General features: G+C 37.7%; 18 protein-coding genes. 7 read left to right on the forward strand and 11 right to left on the reverse strand.

What is annotated here, in order from left to right; genetic code table 11:
• Nucleotides 1-808 precede the first annotated feature (808 nt).
• Nucleotides 809-1,954, reverse strand: coding sequence for a PQQ-dependent sugar dehydrogenase (locus MW688_RS07020; RefSeq protein WP_486735229.1), 1,146 nt, complete (start codon nucleotides 1,952-1,954; stop codon nucleotides 809-811).
• A gap of 76 nt (nucleotides 1,955-2,030) precedes the next feature.
• Nucleotides 2,031-4,382 carry a glutaminyl-peptide cyclotransferase gene (locus tag MW688_RS07025; protein WP_486735230.1) on the reverse strand — a complete coding sequence of 784 codons (2,352 nt, stop codon included), beginning with the start codon at nucleotides 4,380-4,382 and terminating at the stop codon, nucleotides 2,031-2,033.
• Between the two features lie 153 nt (nucleotides 4,383-4,535).
• Here MW688_RS07025 and MW688_RS07030 point away from each other — a divergent pair, with 153 nt between their 5' ends.
• Nucleotides 4,536-6,098, forward strand: a complete 1,563-nt coding sequence (locus MW688_RS07030) for a site-2 protease family protein (RefSeq protein ID WP_486735231.1) — start codon at nucleotides 4,536-4,538, stop codon at nucleotides 6,096-6,098.
• On the opposite strand, the gene bioF is transcribed toward MW688_RS07030, so the two are convergent.
• Nucleotides 6,075-7,250 (reverse strand): 8-amino-7-oxononanoate synthase, encoded by a 1,176-nt coding sequence (bioF, locus tag MW688_RS07035; RefSeq protein ID WP_486735233.1) that lies wholly within the window; start codon nucleotides 7,248-7,250, stop codon nucleotides 6,075-6,077. The two genes, MW688_RS07030 and bioF, sit on opposite strands and share 24 nt — an antisense overlap.
• Complete coding sequence (locus tag MW688_RS07040) at nucleotides 7,247-7,615, reverse strand: DUF1823 family protein (RefSeq protein WP_486735234.1); 369 nt, start codon at nucleotides 7,613-7,615, stop codon at nucleotides 7,247-7,249. Before MW688_RS07040 ends, bioF begins: the two co-directional genes overlap by 4 nt.
• Nucleotides 7,616-7,643: 28 nt before the next feature.
• On the opposite strand from MW688_RS07040, the gene MW688_RS07045 reads away from it, so the two are divergent.
• From MW688_RS07045 to MW688_RS07055, 3 genes are all read left to right on the forward strand, one after another.
• Nucleotides 7,644-8,543: a DMT family transporter gene (locus MW688_RS07045; RefSeq protein WP_486735235.1), complete on the forward strand. Its 900-nt coding sequence runs from the start codon at nucleotides 7,644-7,646 to the stop codon at nucleotides 8,541-8,543.
• 34 nt (nucleotides 8,544-8,577) lie between these two features.
• Nucleotides 8,578-9,483 carry a ParA family protein gene (locus tag MW688_RS07050; RefSeq protein WP_486735236.1) on the forward strand — a complete coding sequence of 302 codons (906 nt, stop codon included), beginning with the start codon at nucleotides 8,578-8,580 and terminating at the stop codon, nucleotides 9,481-9,483.
• 558 nt (nucleotides 9,484-10,041) lie between these two features.
• Complete coding sequence (locus MW688_RS07055) at nucleotides 10,042-10,503, forward strand: helix-turn-helix domain-containing protein (protein WP_486735237.1); 462 nt, start codon at nucleotides 10,042-10,044, stop codon at nucleotides 10,501-10,503.
• Nucleotides 10,504-10,594: 91 nt separating this feature from the next.
• Here the strand turns inward: MW688_RS07055 and MW688_RS07060 are convergent, their stop codons facing one another.
• A complete protein-coding gene (locus tag MW688_RS07060; RefSeq protein WP_486735238.1) occupies nucleotides 10,595-11,410 on the reverse strand; it encodes a TlyA family RNA methyltransferase in 816 nt (271 codons plus the stop codon).
• Between the two features lie 283 nt (nucleotides 11,411-11,693).
• Here MW688_RS07060 and fusA point away from each other — a divergent pair, with 283 nt between their 5' ends.
• The gene (gene fusA, locus MW688_RS07065) at nucleotides 11,694-13,781 is read left to right on the forward strand and encodes an elongation factor G (protein WP_486735239.1); all 2,088 of its coding nucleotides are present in this window, start codon (nucleotides 11,694-11,696) and stop codon (nucleotides 13,779-13,781) included.
• A gap of 282 nt (nucleotides 13,782-14,063) precedes the next feature.
• Complete coding sequence (locus tag MW688_RS07070) at nucleotides 14,064-14,783, forward strand: class I SAM-dependent methyltransferase (RefSeq protein ID WP_486735240.1); 720 nt, start codon at nucleotides 14,064-14,066, stop codon at nucleotides 14,781-14,783.
• On the opposite strand, the gene MW688_RS07075 is transcribed toward MW688_RS07070, so the two are convergent.
• From MW688_RS07075 to MW688_RS07090, 4 genes are all read right to left on the reverse strand, one after another.
• A complete protein-coding gene (locus MW688_RS07075; RefSeq protein WP_486735241.1) occupies nucleotides 14,780-15,748 on the reverse strand; it encodes a DNA polymerase III subunit delta' in 969 nt (322 codons plus the stop codon). The two genes, MW688_RS07070 and MW688_RS07075, sit on opposite strands and share 4 nt — an antisense overlap.
• Nucleotides 15,749-15,759: 11 nt before the next feature.
• Nucleotides 15,760-17,751 carry a polysaccharide biosynthesis protein gene (locus MW688_RS07080; protein ID WP_486735242.1) on the reverse strand — a complete coding sequence of 664 codons (1,992 nt, stop codon included), beginning with the start codon at nucleotides 17,749-17,751 and terminating at the stop codon, nucleotides 15,760-15,762.
• 83 nt (nucleotides 17,752-17,834) lie between these two features.
• Nucleotides 17,835-18,803 carry an MraY family glycosyltransferase gene (locus MW688_RS07085; protein ID WP_486735243.1) on the reverse strand — a complete coding sequence of 323 codons (969 nt, stop codon included), beginning with the start codon at nucleotides 18,801-18,803 and terminating at the stop codon, nucleotides 17,835-17,837.
• Entirely contained in the window at nucleotides 18,800-19,777 is a 978-nt protein-coding gene (locus MW688_RS07090; RefSeq protein ID WP_486735244.1) for an NAD-dependent epimerase/dehydratase family protein, read from the reverse strand. The genes MW688_RS07085 and MW688_RS07090 overlap by 4 nt, the downstream gene beginning before the upstream one ends.
• Here MW688_RS07090 and MW688_RS07095 point away from each other — a divergent pair.
• On the forward strand, nucleotides 19,776-20,390 hold the full coding sequence (locus MW688_RS07095) for a YdcF family protein (protein ID WP_486735245.1): 615 nt from the start codon (nucleotides 19,776-19,778) through the stop codon (nucleotides 20,388-20,390). The genes MW688_RS07090 and MW688_RS07095 overlap by 2 nt on opposite strands.
• Nucleotides 20,391-20,565: 175 nt before the next feature.
• On the opposite strand, the gene MW688_RS07100 is transcribed toward MW688_RS07095, so the two are convergent.
• Both MW688_RS07100 and MW688_RS07105 read right to left on the reverse strand, forming a co-directional pair.
• Complete coding sequence (locus MW688_RS07100; protein ID WP_486735246.1) at nucleotides 20,566-20,730, reverse strand: hypothetical protein; 165 nt, start codon at nucleotides 20,728-20,730, stop codon at nucleotides 20,566-20,568.
• A gap of 74 nt (nucleotides 20,731-20,804) precedes the next feature.
• Entirely contained in the window at nucleotides 20,805-22,892 is a 2,088-nt protein-coding gene (locus MW688_RS07105; protein WP_486735247.1) for a hypothetical protein, read from the reverse strand.
• Nucleotides 22,893-23,139 lie beyond the last annotated feature (247 nt).

Below are 23,139 nucleotides of genomic sequence, written 5' to 3' on the forward strand. Positions count from 1 at the left end.
GCTTTCTGAGGGCTCCACTCAAAGGATGCAACTTTTCAGGTGGCACCTTAAGTATCAATATTATATCATTGCAAAGGACTCATGAGGTTGTACCTAACTCGGAGCCTCTCCTGCCTCATATCAAAGCACCAAAACAAAAGTACAGAAATTGGCCGACAAGGGAGAATCAATTTTTAAGCCTTTAGCATTAATTCTCTTACTCATTACTCATTACTTATTACTTCAAAACTCAACCCTCACCAGTAAATGAGTGATAAAGATGCAAGATCTGAGGTGCCTCCTGCCTCAAAAGGATAACCTTTGTACCTCACAAGAAAGGGAACTGCTATATATCATTGCTAAACAATAGTTGGTCGAGAGTTTCTCTATTAGCGCACTAAACGACTTATAATCAAGGGGAAAACACAGTAATTATCTCTCAATTATCCCTTTGTCCCTAATTGTCAACCAACTAAAACTTACCCATTATGGCTATTTAGCTAATCAAATGAGCAAGTTTAAGCAGTAATGAGTAAATATTTTTCAACTGTATTTAGCCCCAAGCCCAAGTACCAATACCAATAACAGTTACCTCAATGCCAGTTTTTCCTAAGTTAGTAAGTTCCATTGATTCTCAGTTTTTTCCCATTTATGCCAATTTTATTGTAAAGAAACTTTACAATTATAGTCAAATTCTCCCGTTGCAGATTTTTATAGCGCTACACGCAGTAAAATCTAATTTTTTTTGTACCTTTACAAACTCAAGTAAAACTACGAACTTATTTTTTAACTAGGGTATATAAACCGGATGCCAGTATTTATTAAGCTGTTAAGCAGGTTCAATTCTAATTAATTGACCATTATCTGCATCAGTGAGAACATAGATAAAACCATCAGGACCTATAGCTACATCTCTAACGCGCTGATTGATAGGAATTTTCGTCTCAGACAGGACATTTCCGTTTTCATCTACAACAATGCGGCGTATATCCTGGGAAACTAATCCTCCCGCCAAGAGATTACCAGACCAATCAGGAAAGATATCTCCTCGATAAACTGTTAAACCTGAAGGGGCAATAGCCGGGGTCCAAGTTGTTTTGGGGTCCACCATTCCTGGTAAAGATTGATTGGGAGCAACAGGTTGACCAGTACTATACTCTCTACTATAGGAAACCAGAGGCCAACCGTAATTTTCACCTTTGGTAAGTAGATTTAACTCATCACCACCCCTAGCGCCGTGTTCCGTGGACCACACTTGATTAGAGAGGGGATCATAGTCTAAACCCTGAATATTCCGATGACCGTAAGACCAGATAAGAGGATCCACTCCAGCTTGATTGACAAAAGGATTATCAGCAGGTACAGACCCATCAGGATTAAGCCGAAGGACTTTTCCCAAATGGCTACGAAGATTTTGTGCTTGTTTACGAATTAAATCTCCTTCTAGTTGCAAAGGTGGATTGCCTCCATCTCCTATTGCTACTAACATAGTTCTATCTGGTAGCCAAATTATACGGGAGCCAAAATGCTGGGTTCCTGATTTTGTCTGAGATACAGAGAAAATCACCTCTAGATTGCTGATTGTTTGATTATTTAATGTTCCCCTTGCTATTTGGGTCTGATTGGCTCTATTATCGCCTTGAGAATAGGTAAAATATATGTAGGGATTTTCTGTAAATTGAGGATCTACTGATACATCGAGTAAGCCTCCTTGACCTGCGGCAAAAACCGAGGGTACTCCCGATATAGGATTTGGGTCTAGTTCCCCGTTTCTAACTATCCGTAAGCGTCCAGGGCGTTCGGTAATCAGCATTTCACCACTAGGTAACCAATCTAAACCCCAAGGATGTTCTAAACCACTAATTAAAACTGTTTTTTTATATTCTAAGTCCTCAGAAAAAGTCCCTGAACTAAACAGGTTAATAATTAAAAAAGCACTAAATATTAACCAAAAGGAAAATCTAAATATCTTCATCAATCTCTGTATGACTATATTTTGAGAATCTCCCGCTAATCTTTAGAGAGTTAACGGAAGTTCTCATAACTAGATTTTAACTATCTGTAGGAAATATTTCGATTTCATACAATTCAGGCCATAACTTACCAGTTACAAAAAGTCTCTCATCTTCAGAATCATAGGCAATACCATTTAAAACAGCATTAGAATTATTCAAAGTACTAGATGGTCTCAAGCCATCTAGTTCTACCCATCCGGTAACTTGACCTGTTTCAGGTGAAATTATGGCAATGTCATCAGTAAACCAAATATTAGCCCAAATGTCTCCATCAATATATTCTAGTTCATTGATTCTGTTAATAGCTCTATTTCCATCTCTAACGTCGATGGTTTTGACTATCTCAAAAGTATCAGGGTCTCGAAATGCAATTTCATCTGTGCCATCGCTCATAATTAGATTAGTTCCATCATGAGTTAAACCCCAACCCTCAGTTTCATATTCAAATTCGTCAATGACTGCAAAAGTTTCTAAATCATAAACAAAGGCTTTGTTAGACTGCCAAGTTAGTTGTATTATTTCATCTTCCCATCGAGTTATTCCTTCTCCAAAATATTGATCTTCTAATTCATAAATTTGTTCAACTTCTCCAGTTTCTAAATCTACTTTCCTCAGAGAAGATGCCCCTCTTAATCCCGTACCTTCATACAGGGAATCATCAGTGTAGATTAAACCTTGAGTAAAGGCTGTTTCATCATGGGCATAAGTTTCGAGAATTTCGTAGGTATAAATTTCGGGAGAAGATAAGTTAGTATCGTTATCTTCAATAGTAATTTGGTCACTATCATAGTTATCAACAAGCTGATATTGTGAATTTTCCTCTAAAGTAAGAATCACTGTTTCATCGCCTTCAAACTCATTATCATCGATAACATTGATAGGAATTTGAGCTTTTGATTGACCGGGAGCTAGTGTAACTGTACCAGTGAGTTCATCATAGTCTTCTCCCGGATTAGCGCTGCCACTCGTTGAGTATCCCACCGTTAAGGAGTTAGAAGTATCCCCTAGGCGTCCAATTGTGAATTCACCAGGATTGTTCCCAGTTTCTGAAGCTTGATTATCGGTAGCTTCAAGTTTTAACCTAGGTGGAGGTAGTTCATTATCGAAAATAAGAATATTGGCAGAACTATTTTTCTTATCAAGACGATACTCTGAACTTTCTTCTAAAGTCAGAATAACATTTTCATTCCGTTCAAACAGGTCATCATCGATAACATTGATGGGAATTTGAGCTTTTCTTTCACCGGGAGCTAGTGTAACTGTACCAGTGAGTTCATCATAGTCTTCTCCCGGATTAGCGCTGCCACTCGTTGAGTATCCCACCGTTAAGGAGTTAGAAGTATCTCCTAGGCGTCTAATTGTGAATTCACCAGGATTGTTCCCAGTTTCTGAAGCTTTATTATCCGTAGCTTTTAGTTTTAACAGAGGTGGAGGTAGTTCATTATCTTGAATAAAAACAGAAGCACTCTTGCTCTTAGCAATGCTATACTCTGAACTTTCTTCTAAAGTAAGAGTAACAGTCTCAACCCTTTCAAATATGTTATCATCGATAACATTGATAGCAATTTGGGCTTTTGATTCACCGGGAGCTAATGTAACTGTACCAGTGAGGTTCTCGTAATCCTCTCCCGGATTGGCGCTTCCCCCTAGGGAGTATGGCACTGTTAGGGTATTATTAGTGTTGCCTCGGCGTACAATGGTAAACTTACCAGGGTTGTTACCTTTTTCTGACGCATTTTTATCGGTAGCTGTCAGTTTTAACTGAGGTGGAGGTAGTTCATTATCTTCAATAAAAATATTGGCAGAACTATTTTTCTGATCAATTTCATACTTTGGATCTTCTTTTAATGTGAGAATAACATTTTCACTGCGTTCAAAGAGACTATCATCGATAACGTTGATAGGAATTTGGGTTGTTGATTCACCGGGAGCTAGTGTAACTCTACCGAGGAGTTCATCATAGTCTTCTCCCGGATTGGCGCTTCCACTGATTGAGTAGCCCACCCTTAGGGGGTCAGAAGTATCGCCTCGCCGTCTAATTGTAAACTCACCAGGATCATTACCAGTTTCTGACGCTTTATTATCGCTGGATTTGATCAGGATTAATGGGAGTGGGGTATCAGGGGATTCGCTTTCTTCAGGGTTTACTAAATCGTCTCCCGCAGAATCATCAGAATCATTAACAGTATCTAATTGATCACCAGCTACTCCCTCTAACAAATCATCGGGCTCCATTATAGTTGGATCCACAGGATCAAGGATGTCTAGTTCAGTTAATTCTCCAGTATCTTTAGAAAGGTTAGTATCTTCTAAGTTATAGGAATTAGGGGTGAATAGAATAGTATCAGCAATGTCCATAGGGACAATTTGATTTTCCAATGAGTACATATTTTTTTTCTTTATTTTTTTATCTGTATTCTTTAATTATAATGAGTACTTCAGTTGAAATAAACAAATCTATAGTTAAAAGATTAAAAGTTTCACTATTGTGGTTCTTAGCTATAATAAGGTTGTGTTGGGCTGATATGAGATAGGCGATTTATGGAAAACGTATTACTATTATTTTTATTAGGTTTAATAAGCTATTTTTTAGTGAAGCAAAAGGCTACCAAGATTACCAAAACACCAGTATGGTTACTTTGGCTGGTAATGATGATGCCTGCCTTTATTTGGACTGGATGGTTAATATTAATGGGTAAAGATCAACCCATGCCTACTTGGTTGGTAATTATCCCTCTGATTGTATCTCCTTTGCTTTATCTTTGGTTAGTCCAACGTCAGCGAATAGATGTAGAAAAAGATGTAGAAAAAAATATTGCAACTCCCGAGAAAAATTTGCAAATAAATCAGGAATTTCTCCCAGAAGATCCTCTGAATAAGCCAATAGTAGCTAAAACTAGACCACCCATCAGCAAAAGCGAAGAAACAACCCTCCGTAATTGTTTTCCTTGGGGTGTTTACTATCTGCAAAATATTGACTATCATCCCCAGGGAATTTTGTGTCGGGGTAAATTAAAAACTATACCGGAAGAAGCTTACCATACTATTCGTCAAAATGTAGAGAAGGCTTTTGGCGATCGCTTTATTCTTGTCTTTCAAGAAAGTTTCTCTGGACAACCTTTTTTTGCACTAGTACCTAATATCTGGAAACAAAAAACTCCTGAAATCGATGATTCTCTCAAAAAACCTGGCTTAGCTATTGGTTTATTGCTAATTACTTTGTTCACCACTAGCATAATTGGAGTACAATTTAGCGATGTTGCTCCTGAAATTACAGCTAATCCCGAATTAATCCTTGCTGACCCACAACTACTACTGAAAGGATTACCCTATAGTTTGGGAATCATGAGTATCTTGGGAATTCATGAATTAGCTCACTACTTAACGGCTACATACTATGGAATTAATGTAACACTTCCCTATTTCATACCAGTACCTTTTTTTCTAGGGACTATAGGTGCTTTTATCCAGAAGAGATCGCCATTTCCTCATAGAAAAGCCTTATTCGATACAGCAATAGCCGGACCGATTGCGGGCTTGTTAGTGAGTTTACCAATACTATATTGGGGATTAACTCAGTCAGAGACAATACCTCTGGGAGAAGCGATGAGATTAAGAGAAGAGTCGTCACAGTGGCAATTATTCAACACATTTAATCCGCGTTTTTCCCTATTAACAGCATTAATAAGTAAAGTAGCATTGGGATCTGCCCTAGGAGTAGATACATATATAGATTTACACCCTTTGGCGATCGCCGGTTTTATTGGTTTATTAATTACCGCCTTTAATCTCACTCCCGTGGGACAATTAGACGGAGGACATATTATCCACGGCATGTTTGGACAGACTCAAGGGGCGTTAATTGGACAATTAACCCGTATTTTGATGTTTGTCTTAGCTTTTGTACAACCTCCCCTTCTTAAAGGGGTTTTTGTACTCTGGGCGATTATCTTGTTACTGATGCCTGCGGTGGACCAACCCGCTTTAAATGATGTCACAGAGTTAGATAATAAGCGAGATTTTCTCGGTTTACTATGTTTATTTTTACTAGTATCTATTCTGTTACCCTTACCAGTAAAATTAGCTCAGTGGTTGAGCTTTTAAAACCCTAACTAGTTGTTGTAAATCTTGCTGTTGATGAGTCGCCATCACACTTAAACGTATTCTACTAGTAGATACTGTAGGAGGACGAATTGCTGGGGCAAAAATCCCATGATTTCTAAGATAAGCGGCAACATCCAAAGCCTGTTGAGGTTTTTGGTAATTAATACAGATAATCGGCGAGAAAGAAGGTAACAACTGTAGTTTAGGCCATGTCTCTAATTCTGCCTTGAGATAATTAATATTTTGCCAAAGACTTGTTTTTGGTAACTTATCTGTTTGAATAATTTCTACAGCTTTTAAAGCGGCAGCAGTATCCGCTGGTGATAAAGCGGTAGTATATATCCATGAGGGGGCGCGATTGCGCAAAAAATCAATTAGTTTTTTACTGCCAGCTACATAACCCCCTAAACTACCTAAAGCTTTACTCAAAGTTCCTACCTGTATAATTTCTTTTCCAGTACAATTAAAATACTCTACACAGCCTGCCCCGGTTTTTCCCATCACCCCGGTGGCGTGGGCTTCGTCTACAAGGAGCATAGAATCATAATTCTCTGCTAATTGAATTAATTTAGGTACTTGACATAAATCTCCATCCATGCTAAAAATAGTATCAGTTATGATGAGACAGCGACGGTATTTATGCCGATACTGTCTCAATAACTCCTTAAGCTCCTCTACACAATTATGAGTATATTCTAGAACTTTTGCTTGGCTGACTCTCGCGCCTTGTTTAAGACTAGAATGATTGTACTCATCACCTATAATTAAGTCTCGCTGTCCGATTAAGGCTGTAATTACGCCTAAATTAGTCAGATATCCAGAACTAAAAACTAAGGCATCTTCAGTACCTTTGAGTTTAGCTAGTGCTGCTTCTAGCTGAGTATGAAGGATTGATTGTCCACTGAGGAGGCGGGATCCCGTACTTCCAGTGCCATAGATTTTAGTGGCGGTAACTGCTGCATCGATCAATCTCTGATCCCCGGCTAAACCTAAGTAATTGTTACTAGCAAAGTTGATGAGGCAACGATTGTTAATTTCAATCATTCCTCTGTGTAAACTTTTAGCCTCTGTAGGAGAACGATACCAGTTAGCGCGGTGGATAGTTTGTAAGGACTGATCTAGCCAAGCATAGGGATTTTTACTGATATTCATTGCTGATGCTCAACCAAATAACTTAATAACCAATTAGCCATAGTAGCTCTTCGAGTTTGTCTAGGTCCAAACTCCCCAATTTTGTAACCGGAGAAACCCAACTTTTCCTTCAAAAGTTGCTTATGCTCCCGGGGAATCGACCTAGTTAACTTAACGACAGGAGGACGATGAGCGATAAAATCAGGAGGGGAAGGGTAATCTTGGCGCCAAGTCTCGGTAACTAAAGAGTTGTCCCAGGTTTGAGTAGCAGAATCATAACGGTACCCTAAATAGTGCCAAACTAACTGATTGACAGTAGCGTCATCAATTTCTTCGGCAAGAATGGCCCAGATAGTATCGTGATTAAGTAAGGGTAAATTAGACATAGTAACTAAAAAAATAATAGTGAACCGATTGCGACCACCATCTCTGGCTAAAATAACTATTATACTAAGCTGTGGCGTGTTAGCTGTGTCTACGGCAGCTATATTTATTCGTCTTTCCCTAGAAGCGGTATCCAACCCAGGAATAGGCTTTAGTATATTATTAGCCGCTAGTAGATTGGCGATCGCTTCATTAGTGTTATCACCTACGTATTTTCAGGTAATTAAAGCAGAAATTCCGATTCAAGGCTATTATTGGGCGGGGATCGCTGGTTTATGTTTAGCCCTGCATTTTGCCTTTTGGATTACTTCTCTATCTTTAACTTCGATAGCCGCTTCTACTACCTTAGTAACAACAAATCCGATTTGGATTGCCTTAATTAGTTGGTTGTGGCTAAAAATCAAGCCGTCTCGTCTAACTTTACTAGGAATAATGGTGGCGGTGACTGGAGGGATCATAATTAGTTTTAGTAATTCCCCAGGAAGCAAAGGGGAGGAAAGTCAATTTTGGCTAGGGAATCTCTTAGCCTTGATGGGGGCAATTATGGCTAGTTTCTATTTTATAGTAGGTAAAAAAGCTCAGAGTTTCGGTCTCAGCACTCAAATATATATTGCTATCGCCTATGGAAGTGCTGCACTTATTCTCTTACCCCTACCATTATTTTGGCAGCAAAGTTATTTTAACTTGCCGAAAGTAGTTTACTTATATATGACTCTGTTAGCTATTTTTCCCCAACTTATCGGTCATACTAGTCTTAATTGGTCCTTGAGATATATTTCCCCTACCCTAGTATCTTTAGTAATTTTACTTGAGCCTATCTGTTCAACGGTGCTAGGATTTATTTTTCTCCAAGAAGTTCCCTCAAACTTGGTAATATTAGGAGGACTAATTGTACTAGTAGGAGTTAGTCTCGGTTTACTGAGTAAGTAATAATACGGAGTATTAAGGGAGAAACTGAATCTTTATGGGATACGTTATCAGTACGGTTAATATGAAAGGCGGTGTGGGCAAAACAACTTTAACTGTTAATTTAGCTACCTGTTTAGCTAAAAATCATCAAAAGCGAGTACTAATAATTGATTTAGACTCACAAATTAGTGCCACTCTTAGTGTAATTTCTCCCCATGAATTCGCCAAACTTAGAAAAAAACGACGCACACTCAGTTATCTAATTGATAGAGCAATTCGTCCTAATAGTCGTAGTAAACTCATTATTGATGATTTAATCTGTAGCAATGTGTGTAATGTATCTAATTTACATTTGTTACCAGGAGATTTAGAACTTTATGATGAATATTTGGTGTCAGAAGTATTACACGAACAGGCGATTCTTCAAAACACTCAAGATTTTGCTGCAATTTGGAACCAATTTGAAAGAATACTAATTGCTAAAGTTCTATCTCCGGTAGTGGAGAAATATGATTTTATTCTCCTCGATTGTGCCCCTAGCTATAATCTTCTCACTCGTAGTGGTATGGCCGCTAGTGATTTTTACCTATTACCCGCTCGTCCCGAACCTTTATCTTTAGTGGGAATTCAGTTATTAGAAAGAAGAATACACAATCTCAAACAAAATCACCAAGATACTCATCCTCTTAATTTAAATTTATTAGGTATAGTGTTTATTTTATCTGGGGGAACCTTGACCGGCCGATACTACAGAAAAGTGATGCGCCGCATCCAAGGGGACTTTACCTCTAATTTACTATTTGAAAATACTATTCCCCTAGATGTGAACGTGGCTAAAGCCGTAGATACTTTTACTCCCGTGGTTATAGACAATCCTAATTCTTCCGGGTCTAAAGCTTTTAGTAAATTAGCCGAGGAGTTTCTGCTTAAGATTAGTTTACATTCTCAAGCTTCTCCGTAATTTTTCTGAATTTTTCTGAAAAAGGTTGGCAATAGGTACAAACTTGTGGAATAATAAAAATAGAAGAAGAAAATACACTTCTTCATGTTCTTCATGAGCAAGTTCAAAGGAAAAAGCAGCAAAGACTGAGCAATCAGTTACAGATTTCAACTTCGTGAGTGACATTTGATTATCAAACTAAGTGTCAAAAACTAGATAGAGCATGGCAGCAACATACGTAGCTGTAAAAAAGCTAGTTAAAGAAGTAGATAGATGTAAGAAGAAATCCTTAAAGCTTTTTTGGGTAATTTCAGTTAAAGGGTAAGCTTAACTACTAGAGCTTGAGAGAACTTTGGTACAAAAGCTAAAGCTGAGTAAATATCCTCAATTAGAATTGAAGCTGGGGAAATACCTAGATTAAGTAAAGTTAGTTGGAAATTTTACTGAGGATCTAGAGGAAATTTATAGCTAAATATAGTTGAAAAAGCGAAGAAAGGGAAATTGATAGTTCAGGTTTTAGCTGTCAGGTTTTGACCTATTTTTACGCATGTGGGAAAAAAGATTACTGAGGAAAAATAAATGGCAGGAGTGTGTAGTCTCAACATTACAGAGTCAATTACAGAGTTACGCGAAATTTTGACAAAGCAGAAAAATGCAGTTAGCTACAAAAAAGTACAAGCTTTATATTTGATGAAAACCGGCAAGGTTGATACCGTAAAAGAATTAGCATCTCTTTTAGGAGTCCATAGAGTAACCATACAAAAATGGTTTAAAAAGTACAAAGAGCAAGGAATTAAAACTCTTCTGGTCAGTAAAAAAAGTACTGGACGCCCTTCTGTGGTTTCACAAGCAACTTTATCAGAGTTGAGAGAAAAATTGAACCGTTCGGAGAATACTTTCAAATCCTATGAAGATATACACGAATGGTTACAAGATGCTCACGGAATAGACGCCAACTATAAAACTATTTATGGTTTGGTACGGTACAAACTCAAAATGAATTTGAGTATGCAGGAAAGTGATTTAAGGAAAAAAGCTTAATCGAATCTTAAATATTGATTAAGCTAATTTAAATATAATAAATCAAAAAATGGTTACTGTCAATAGTTCATTTATATTCTCTATAAATGAACTATTTTTCAGGTTGAGCGGAATTGGTAATCAGAGAAATGGTGGATAAATTGGGGGAAGGGGTAGAGAGAGGAGGCTGATCCCGTCGTAACCAAAGTAAATACTCTAAATTACCAGCAGGGCCTTGAAGAGGGGAAGGGGTAAGTCCATGATACTGCCATCCGAGTTTGAGGGCAGATTCTAAGACCTGGAAAATAGCTTGAGCGTGAACTTGGCGATCGCGAACCACACCTTTTTTGCCCACTTGGTCTTTACCCACTTCAAACTGAGGTTTAACCAGTAAGACTACTTCTTTAGGATCTCCTAACAATTCCCAGAGAGTCGGTAAAACTTTAGATAAAGAAATAAAAGACAGATCCATCACCCCCAAACTAGCCTTCACGTGATCCCCATAGAGTTTTTGAGGATTCAGATAGCGAAAATTAGTTCTCTCATGGAGAATCAAGCGGGGATCTTGGCGGAGACTCCAAGCCACCTGACCATAGCCCACATCTACACCGTAAACTCTTGCTGCCCCTGCTTGGAGTAAACAATCAGTAAAGCCGCCTGTAGAGATGCCACCATCGAGACAGACCCTAGATTTCACATTTATTTTAAACTCTTTTAAAGCCTTAGCTAGTTTTTCACCACCTCTAGAAACGTAGGGAGGCTTAGAAAAGACTTCTATAGAAGCATTGAGGGGAATTTCTGTACCTGGTTTATCCACTACTTGTTGGTTAACTTTTACCCAACCTGCTCTAATCATCCGGTTAGCCTGTTGACGAGAGGTAGAGAAATTACGCTCAACTAGTAGGGTATCCAATCTCTGTTTGGTCACTTAACTTTATATACTATAATTATAAATAATCTCATCTAGTTAAGTTAAAATATTTTATAATAACTTAATAATTGGCAATATCCTAGATGAGAGGATAAAAACAATTATAACCTATCTATTTTCATTAATTCTAGTTGTAGAAAAAACAACTAAATAGTTAAATAGCATTAGGAACTAATTAAACCCTAAAGACCTAGATAGATAGCCTAACATAAGCAAAAAGGAGTAACCCAAAACCTGTACTGTTACTCTATTAGCAAACTTAATTGAAGCATAAATAAAAATGAAAGATCTCTCTAAATATCGCAACATAGGTATTTTTGCTCACGTTGACGCGGGAAAAACTACCACAACAGAAAGAATACTTAAACTAACTGGTAAAATTCATAAAATCGGCGAAGTACACGAAGGTGCAGCAACCACTGACTTTATGGAACAAGAACAAGAGCGTGGAATCACCATTCAGTCAGCAGCCACAAGTTGCTTTTGGAAAGATCATCAATTTAACATTATTGATACTCCAGGACACGTTGACTTCACAATTGAAGTATATCGCTCCCTAAAAGTTTTAGATGGAGGGATCGGAGTATTTTGCGGTTCAGGAGGAGTTGAACCTCAATCAGAAACAAACTGGCGCTACGCCAATGATTCTAAAGTATCAAGAATTATATATATCAACAAACTAGATCGTTTAGGGGCAGATTTCTACCGCGTAGTAGATCAAATTGACAACGTTTTAGCAGCTAAACCCCTAGTAATGGTTTTACCAATAGGGATTGAAGAGGAATTTTGCGGAGTAGTTGACCTGCTGACTCGTAAAGCATGGATTTGGGATGACTCAGGAGACCCAACCAACTACGAAATCAAAGAAGTTCCCGCCGATATGGTTGAAAAAGTTGAAGAATACAGAGAACAACTAATTGAAACAGCAGTAGAACAAGATGACACCTTGATGGAGAAATACCTAGAAGGGGAAGAATTATCTATTGACGAAATAAAAAGCTGTATTCGCAAAGGGACCCTGAATCTAGACTTTTTCCCCACTTATGGAGGTTCTTCCTTCAAAAACAAAGGAGTGCAGTTAGTATTAGATGCTGTAATTGATTATTTACCAGATCCAACTCAAGTTAACCCACAACCAGAAATGGATTTAGAAGGGAATAGAACTGGAGGTGTAGCTTACGTAGATGCAGAAAAACCACTACGTTCTCTAGCCTTCAAAATTATGGATGATCGCTTTGGCGCCTTAACCTTTGTTAGGGTTTACTCAGGGACCCTCAAAAAAGGTGACACAGTTCTAAATACAGCAACAGGTAAAACTGAAAGAGTCGGTCGTATGGTGGAAATGCACGCCAATGATCGCCAGGAAATAGACACAGCCCAAGCAGGAGACATTATCGCTATTGTGGGTATGAAATCAGTTCAAACAGGTCATACCCTCTGTGATCCCAAGAATCCTGCTACCCTAGAACCAATGGTATTTCCTGACCCAGTAATTTCTATTGCTATTAAACCCAAGCAAAAAGGCGGTAGCGAAAAAATGGGAGCAGCTTTGAGCAAAATGGTTCAAGAAGATCCCTCCTTCTACATTGAAACCGATGAAGAAAGCGGTGAAACTATTATGAAGGGAATGGGAGAACTACACCTAGATATCAAGGTTGATATTCTCAGACGTACCTACGGCGTAGACGTAGAAGTAGGTAAACCACAGGTAGCTTATCGTGAATCTATTACCAGAGTAATATCTGATAGTTACACCCATAAGAAACAATCAGGAGGTTCTGGGCAGTTCGGTAAAATTGATTACACAATTGAACCAGGAGAACCAGGTTCTGGCTTCCAGTTTGAATCAAAGGTAACTGGGGGTAATGTACCTAAGGAATTTTGGCCCGCAGTACAAAAAGGGTTTGAGAGTAGCATCGACAAGGGAGTACTGGCAGGGTATCCCGTAGTGGATCTAAAATTTACCCTTAATGATGGCTCCTATCACCCCGTTGACTCAAGTGCGATCGCCTTTGAGATTGCCGCGAAATCAGCCTATCGTCAATCACTCCCTAAAGCATCTCCTCAAATCTTAGAACCAATCATGAAGGTAGATGTGTTCACTCCAGATGATCACATGGGAGATGTAATTGGGGATCTCAACCGTCGTCGTGGTATGATTAAAGCTCAAGAACCTACGCCAACAGGAGTACGCATTAAAGCAGACGCTCCCCTAAGTGAAATGTTCGGTTATATCGGAGATTTACGTACAATGACCTCTGGTAGAGGACAATTCTCTATGGAATTCTCTCACTATGCTCCATGTCCTAATAATGTAGCTGAAGAAGTTATCAAAGAAGCTAAAGAAAGACAAGAAGCAGCCAGTTAAGCTAGGTAAAATTTAGCTGAAACTTAATTAAATTAAGACATCTTCTCATGTTGAATAATCATGGGAAGATGTTTTTTAAACTTACATACCGCACTGCAAAAATAAATCAGTCGCCATTACTGTTAGGACACTTTCAGTCAAGGGGTAGGCTACCCCATTGCGCCGATTTCCGGCGCTCTCTTCCCAGCGCTGTTCCGTCCTAAAAACAATAACTTATATGTCCTAATAGACTTGTCAAGGTTCAAATCCTGAGTACCATTAATAGTAAGTAGAAATAAACCTATGTCAGAAACACGACCTTCTAGCGCGGAAATATTTGCCAAAAACTGGCAAATTTATCAAAAGATAGTTAAAAACAATCACATGCAGCATCGGGAGATCTATGAAATCCTTAATCAATTTCTGCAAAATTATCCAGTAAAATCCTTTTCCTGCTTAGATCTCGGTTGTGGAGATACGTCAACGATTACACACTGCTTAGTTAACACAGAAATTGCTGATTATGTGGGTATTGATCTTTCTCCTCAAGCTTTAGCGATCGCCAAAAAGCATCTTACAAAGATTCCCGGGAAAAAAAAGTTAATCCCTGGAAATATCCAAGAGGTAGTTAGAGAATTAATTACCACCCAAGAGCTAAAATTTGATATAGTTTTGGCCTCCTACTTTCTACATCATCTGGATACTGTGGCCAAACAAAATTTAATTAATGATATCCAGAAAATAATCAAACCAAATTCCTGTTTCCTGTTAATAGATATTTTTAGAAAACCTCAACAAAATCGTGATCAATTCTTTGCCGAGTATTGGCAAAACATCCGCGAAAATTGGTTGAGCTTGAATACAATTGAAAAAGAAATGACCATAGAACACATGGCCAACTGCGACTATCCTGAAACTCAAGCAACCATACAAAAACTTTTCCAAGCTGGAGGTTTTAGTAGATTTGAGCTGATTTACACAGCTCCGTCTCATTTTAGTAGTTTAATAGCTTTTTTTAACTAAACTCTACCAATTTTATATATCTCTAAAAAACTGCATTCCCAAACTAAACGAGGATTGACATATTGATAGATAAATTGTCGGGCTTGTTCCCAGATTTTGGTAATTGTCGGTGATTGGTTAATCTTCCAGTGGTAAACCTGGAGATAATCGATTAACCATAATTGTAACTCTGTATCTAAATCTTCGGTAATCTTTTGAGCAAAGGAAAAAACCTCAATCAGATTATGAGGAGGTTGTTTTAACTTGTTTAATAATTCTCTATCCATTTCTTGAAGATAATGAGAATGGGCGATCGCTCTTCCGGGACTACCTTGGGCTAAACTGAGGACTTCTGGTTGTGTAGTAATATTTGAATGTCCTTGGTCAGTGAGGACAGTAATTAAATCAGAATCACTCAAACGATAAAAAGGAATCCTTTGACAGCGAGATACCAAAGTAGGTAATAGAGACCGATTACCATCAGCAATCAAGATTATTGTCCCTAAACCTGGTTCTTCTAGTGTCTTTAACAAAGCATTAGCTGCCGCTTCTGTCATTTGATTAGCCCCTTCTATCACCACTAAACTCCGAATACTAGACAAAGGAGGACGTCCTAGAAATTCGGTAATTTGACGAATTTGTTCAATCCGAATTTGAGGGGGGGTTTTACGACTCAAAGAAGCTGCTGCTGCTTCTGTTGCTGTCATTAGTTGACCTTGATGTAAATAAGTTGGTTCTACCCAGAGTAAATCAGGATGATTGTAATCTAACACTTGTTTAGCAATCAGAGACTTTTTTTCTGAAGTAGTGTTTTGAGAGAGTAGCAGTTGAGCGAAACCTAAAGCTGCTAAATGTCTGCCGACTCCCTCAGGACCACTAAACAAGTAAGCTGGTGCGATCTTATTTAAAGCGATCGCCCTTGTTAACAATTCTACTGCTTGTGGTTGTCCTTTTAGTTGATTTAAATTCAATTTACCTAATTTCATCTTTCCGCCCACTATAATCGGTACTCCGATTTAGTGGTGGGATGTTGACTTAAATTAGCATAACCTACACCATTATTTGATGGTTTAAAGGTTGGTAGAATCTCTGATTTAGGTTTATCCTTAGAACTTTGGTATTCTGGTACTAATTCCTGGAGATATCTAATTACCTGTTCATCTTGATTCTGTTCACTTTTAGATAGTAATGCCATCAACAATGGTTCTAATTCTCTCCAGTGTATATATTGTTCATAGGCCGAGAAAACCTTAGGATGTTCTGTGGGATTACTATTATTTTTATCAATCAACAATTCCTCATAGAGTTTTTCTCCTGGTCGTAATCCAGTAATATGAATGGGAATATCTTGTTCTGGTATTAAACCACTTAGGCGAATCATTTGTAAAGCTAGGTCATAAATTTTGATTGGTTCTCCCATATCTAACAGAAATACTTCACCACCCTTCGCCATGGCACCTGCTTGTATTACCAGGCGTACTGCTTCGGGAATAGACATAAAATACCTAGTTACTTCAGGATGGGTTACAGTCAAGGGTTGACCCCGAGAAATTTGGCGTCGAAAACGAGGTACCACAGAACCGCTACTATCTAAAACATTCCCAAATCTTACTATCGCAAAACAGGTATTGTGGGGTTTACTTTCCCCAGAAGATACACTCAAAGCTTGTATGATTAACTCCGCCACCCGTTTACTCGCACCCATAACATTCGTTGGTCGTACTGCCTTATCCGTCGATATTAGTACAAAATTACTAACATGGGTAGCGATCGCACATTGAGCTGCTACCAGGGTTCCATATACATTATTGTAAACTCCTTGGGCAGGATTAGCTTCTACTAAAGGTACATGTTTATAAGCTGCTGCGTGATAGATTGTATCTACCTGATGCTTATCTAATACTCTTTTCAAATGAGTTTCATTAGTCACACTACCCAAATAGGTAAAACACTGCAACTCAGGGTATTTTTCTCTTAATTCTATATCAATTTTATACAAAGAAAATTCGCTAACTTCGTAGATTATCAAGCATTTAGGTTCTAATTCAGCTATTTGACGGCACAATTCTGAACCAATTGATCCTCCACCTCCGGTTACTAACACCGACTTATTAGTAATATTTCTGGTTAGTAATTGTGGATCTGGCTGAATCTCCTCTCTTCCCAGTAAATCAGTTACATCTACATTACGAATATCGCTAATTGGCGCTTGATGACTAAGTATTTCTGTTAAACTCGGAACAGTTTTCACCATAATCGGTAAATCTTGAAGTTTTGTAATGATTTCTCGTCTTCTCTGTTTACAGAGAGAGGGAATTGCTAAAATTACAGTACTAAAGGGTTTTTTTCTATACAGTCTTGCTAGATCCTGTGGTCCATAAACTGGTCTACCTTGGATAAGTTGCTGCTGCAATTCACGATTATCATCAATAAAACCTACTAAATAATAACCAGATTCACTAATTATAGCTCTAGCTAGTTGGCTGCCTGCAACTCCGGCACCATAGATAATCAAGTTTTCTACTTTTTTGTTATCAGAAGTACTAGATTTCAGTTGACGGAAACCCCAAGTAATTACTAGGCGAAGATAAATTACTAAAATCAGGGTTAAAAGGGCGTCAATAATCAAAACTGAACGAGGTAGGGGCCATTCTCCCCATAAATAAGCTAAGATTACTTGAGTACTGCAACTATAAATAACTGCTTGAATGGCGGTAGCTAGAAATTCTATATCTGTGTAACGAACAATTGGGCGATAAATTCCCTTGAGGCGAAACACTACTATCTTAATGGCAATAAGTAACAAAATTTGCCAAGAAAATTGCGAAATTTTTATCCAAGGATCAAAAAAATTGAACCGTAATAGAAAGGCACTAACGATTGCTATAAAAAACAAACAAGTATCACTTGCTATCAGTAAGCGTCTTTTTTTAGTTCTAGATAGAGCATGATAATGCCAATAAAGCCAATTGATAAATTGCTTTTTCATATCCTCTTTTATTAGTCTACTCCTCACATTCAGGTAATTAAGGTAACTTTTATTTAAGTTAACTAATCTAACCTGTATTTGATTTAGTTTAGTTCAATTTGGTCTTGAAATGTTGTCAAACGCTGTAAATACCACTCACTAGTCACAATTGCTAAGATCATCATAACCACACTGATACCAAGGCCCGTAATTTCACCTAAACTGATACTAATAGCCATAATTATAGTTAACAGAAGGTAGATAGTCACCACTTGAGAATGAGACCAACCTTTTTTTTGTAATCTTTGATAAATATGGGTTCGATGGGCTTGAAAAATATTCTCTCTCTTAATAAGACGACGTGCTAATGTATAAATAGCGTCACTCACTAAAGGCAAAGTCACCCCAAAGGCACACCACATAGTTAAGGGCTCTGTTTTTAGCTGTAGAATAGTTATAGCCACAATTGCCCCTAAAAAAGTACTACCCACATCCCCCATAAAAATCTGAGCAGGAGACCAATTCCAGCGTAAAAAACCGAGTATTGCTGCTACTAATAGCCATATATAGGGTTGAGACAAATATACAGCTAAAAAGCCTAATTGTATCGCACAAACACCAGCTACTAAACCATCTAAACCGTCCATAAAATTATAAAAGTTAATCATGGCTGTGATCGCAATCACCGTAATACCAACTCCCATAATTTGGCTAAGTAATCCTAAGTTAGCTATGGTTGGTAACTCCAGATATCCATAAACAGCAATTGCTATGGAAGCGGTGATAAATTGGACTAAATAACGTATTTTTGCCGATAAATCACGATAATCGTCAATTAAGCTAATAATCACTAAGGGGAGTAATATTAGCCACTGAAAATTACCAGTTAAACTACTGGTGATAGCAAAGGCAATCACAAAGCCAATGCCTCCGCCTCTGGGGGTAGGTTGAGTGTGGCTACTTCTTTGATTAGGTATATCCATCAATTGTTTAGCTAAATAGTTTTTAACTAAAGCAACGGTAAACAAACTAATAGTAAAACTGAGAATAGTTAAAATAATTAAATTATTCATTTTTTTAGGGTATTTTGGAGACCTTGGTCAAAAGTATAAGGAAGATGCCACTTGAGAGTATCTTGAATATGTTGATTATCTATATAGAGGGATCCCAATAAACGCTCTATAGTTGTTTGATTTATACCTATAGATTTTCTGGTCCAAGATTCTAAAATTGTAGCAATTCTTGCACCTCCTCTTAAGAGGGTAGGAGGAATCGGTAATAATTGACAAGGTTGTTGTAAATTTTGACTTAAACGGCGAATTAATTCGGGTGTAGATAAATCCTCTCCATCGCTAAGTAAAAATATTTGTTGTGCCGCTAAATCAGGGGATTCAATAATTTTGGCGATCGCCTCTACTAAGTTTCCCACGTATAAAAAGCTACGACGGTTATTTATGCTTAAAAAAGGAAGAGGTAAGCCTAATTTTACTAGTTTAATTAGTCTAGCCATATTACCTGGGTTCCCGGGACCATAAACTAAAGTAGGGCGAATAATTGTCCATTGCATTTGAGTATTTTTGCTTAACTCAATTAAGGCTAGTTCGGCTTTATACTTACTTCTACCATAGGGGGTATCAGGCTTACAGGGAGATTGTAGGGTTAATTGCTCCCTTGATAGGGTTGCCATTGCACCAATTGAACTGATAAAAATAAAGTGTTTAACCCCCGCTTTAATTGCCTGTTGCACTAAATTAATTGTACCTGTGGTGTTGACGCGCAAGAATTCTGCCTCTACATCTTCGCTTTTGTCATCGAGAATATGGGCGCGGGCGGCTAAGTGTATGATAGTATCAACTCCTATTAAGGCTTGATGCCAATCTGTGGCGCCGTCTATTTCTCCCACTTTGATTACTTGGGTATCCCCTAAGTAAGAGGAGTTGAAATCTCGGCGAGTGGCTGCTGTTATTTGGTAGTTTCTTGCCGATAAAATAGGTAATAAATGACTGGCAATAAAACCAGTAGCTCCGGTAATTAGAACATGCTTCATGATTAGAGTTCCCCGCCGTTTGAAATTTAAGATATTCTCTAAGAAATCTCTCTTGATTTTAATGCTTCTTTCCCTGGCAATTATCCCTATCCGTCTAACTATCACCAGTTTACAAGTTGGTAACCCCCAAGCTATTCTGATTCTCGGTGGTGATTTAGACCGCTTTCCCCAAGGGGCAAAATTTGCTCAGTTACATCCTGATTTAGATATTTGGATTTCTTGTGGTCAAAAACAGCGATCGCCTATCGAAAGAGTGTTAAATCAAACTGAGATTAATCAAGATAGAGTATACTATGACTTGTGTCCAACTGACACGGTTACTAACTTTACTTGTAGTCTTAAGCCTCTCTCGGCTCATCATATCCGCTACGTGTATTTACTGACCTCCGATTATCATCTTCCCCGCGCCGTGGCGATCGCTACTTTGGTTTTTGGTAGTCGTGGTTTAGCTTTTCATCCCGTTTCTTTACCTTCACAGGAAGAACGATCTGAATCTTGGCTACGTATTCTCCGAGATTGTCTCCGTTGCCTATTTTGGTTACTTACTGGTAAAACTGGCGCTTCTTTGGCATTTTTTCCGGTTGGGGGGATCTGTAAATATAAATATTGTTAACACTACAACGCTCATTGCTATAACTGATTAAACGGACTTCATATTACCTCAAAACTTCAAAACTCATTATTCATCCACAACCAGTAACATTAGGTAAAGATGCGAGGGTCTGAGTTCACCCTACCTCAATCAGTAAATGAGTGGAAAAGATGCGAGGTCTGAGTTCAGGGAATCTTTATTCTGCTGCTTGAAAAATTACATCAGGAGTCAATTTTAATTCAGGGAAAATACTTGATTTTAAGCGATCGCCTTGAACATACTTTTCTGTATGATATTCTCCTTCTATTAACGTACAAATGGTAATAGTTGGTTGTTTGGGTTTGCCGAACTCATTACTCATTACTGATTACTCATTACTCAACCCCCACCAGTAACTTTGGGTAAAGATGCGAGGGTCTGAGTAGAGGTAAATTTCTATAAACTCAAAAGTTTTGTCAAAGAAAACGGTGTAAATTGATTATGTTGATTCTCAGAACGAAAAACATAGGCTTCTTCATTATCTTGTAAGAGCCAATTTTTATCAGAGTAAAGGATTGATAGAGGTTTATCTTGATGTTTAAATAAGTCAAAAACACTTGGTAGGGTTTCTAAATATTCCATAAAAGCTGGCATTGTTTCCGATAAACTTTGTAAGTTATCATTGGCAGAGCTTACTTTTCCATATAAGTTAGCATCTAGATAAACCAGTTCATTTTTGCACAAATCAATCAAAGCTATATACTTAGTTAAATTATCCCCTTTAATAGGGAAAGATAGTTGACATCGACTCGGTTCAAATAAATTACCTGTTTGTGGATTTTCCCCCCACTGTAAAGCAGCATAGACTTTTTCAGCTTTATTAAAACAAACCCGGTTAAAACAAAGAATATTCCACACTGCATAACGAACATTTTTAGCTAATAACTCAGTTAGATAAAGATCGATTAATTGACAAGCATTTCCTTCTGAATCTTTGCTATTGGTGGGATCTCCAGAAAAAACAGCGGCCCCCTGACCAAAGTTTACGTTAGTCCAACAACAACTCCCTAAGGGGGTCCAATCTTCACTAAAGAAATTCCAACCGTTATCGTACCAAATATCATGGCTGGTTGCACCTGAGCGCCAGTAACTAGCAGTGCGAATAAATTTAATATTCTCTGGAATTGGGAAAATTGTTCCACGTCCATAAGGAGTAAGTTCACTATCATTGGTTTGTAGCTTGACTTTCTCTAATTCAGGCTCTAAATTAACAATCGGGGCGAATTGATTGACTCTTGCTTTAATTTCTTGAGCGATCGCTTCTAAGATATCTTTTACCAGTTGTTCGTCTAATGCTCTTGTTTCTTCTACTTTTAAAATTTGCATTTTTGTCCAATTACCTTTAGGGGCAATTGTCCTATACAATCGATAATTAACTGTCTCCAAATAACGCTGAATTTTTAACAGTTGAATGAGTTTTAATTCGGGAATAATTGATTTAAAACCTATAGCTGCTTCTTGCTCAAAAATCAATAAGCAGTGATGTAATCTCCGAACAAATTCTCCGGGACGAGTCTTTAATAAGTCTATAACTTGACTATTTTTTTCTGCTAATCCTTTTTCAAGTTTACCGTTAAATGTTTCGGGAGATTGGTCATTATATAAGCAATTATAAGCTTTAACTACCCTAGGAAATCTATCAGAATAATCTCCTGGATGCAAGGCAAACATTAATTTTTTCCAAGTGTTTTTTCTTCTCAAAACATCTTCTTCTAAATGGGTACATTGATTTAATAAATTTAATAAATATCTTCTTTCGGAACGCTTAAAAGTCCGAAATTTGCCCCGAGTTTTTAAACTAATATCTCCCTCAGATAAACCCACTGCTAATCGTAAGATATCCGTTGCTGAATTAACCTTAATCGGTTTTTGTTGTTCCAAGCAATAAATTAATACTTGAATTAAATTTTCTTTAAAACCAATTTTATCCGTATTGATTAAATATAAAAAATCATCTAATAAATAACGGACATCTTGCCATTGCTCTTCCACCCAACGATTAGGTAAATAAAGGATAGAGTCAAAGATTTCTCTTAAAGAATTTTCTTGGGCAGGTTGTAAAACTTTGAATTTTAATTTTTCGTCTAATTTAGCTCTTTCCTTTGCTTCTTCGGTAAAATAATCATTGGGAAATCCCCAATACATTAAAATTTGTTTTGTCCAATACTCCACCTCAGACATAGCTAAAACTTCTTGGGGAAAATTTTTATATACAACAAATTCCCCCATTTTCTCGGCTTCCCCTGTTATTTTTTGCAAAACTGGTTCAATTTCTTGCCACCAAGTTGTAACCGTTTCTAAATCTGTTTGCTCTAAAATTTTATAAGCTTTTTCTGAAAGAGCATAACCATAGTAGGAAATATTATTTAAGATAGTAGCGAGTCCTTGATTGTCAATTCCATTATCAAGCCCATGGTTATTTTGGTAAGAAGGTAAGGGAATTAGTTGATAGCGAATTAAAATTTCTGAAGCGTAAGCAGACATGACTTTTTTTTATCTTTTTTAATTGAATAATCTGAAATAGAAAAATAAATGCTAAAAACGAGGTGATGACAAGCCACCTTGAGCCCCCCTTCCCTACAGCGAGACTCCGGGAGGAACGAAGACAAGGAGACAAGGGAGATAATACAAGTAAAAAAGTATGTTTTTGGCTTTGTGTAGTATAAAATACTTATACTGAGAGCAAAGCACGAGTACTCTTGTACTAATTTAGCGGTCAGAAAAATTCATT

The organism is Johannesbaptistia floridana, assembly GCF_057440575.1.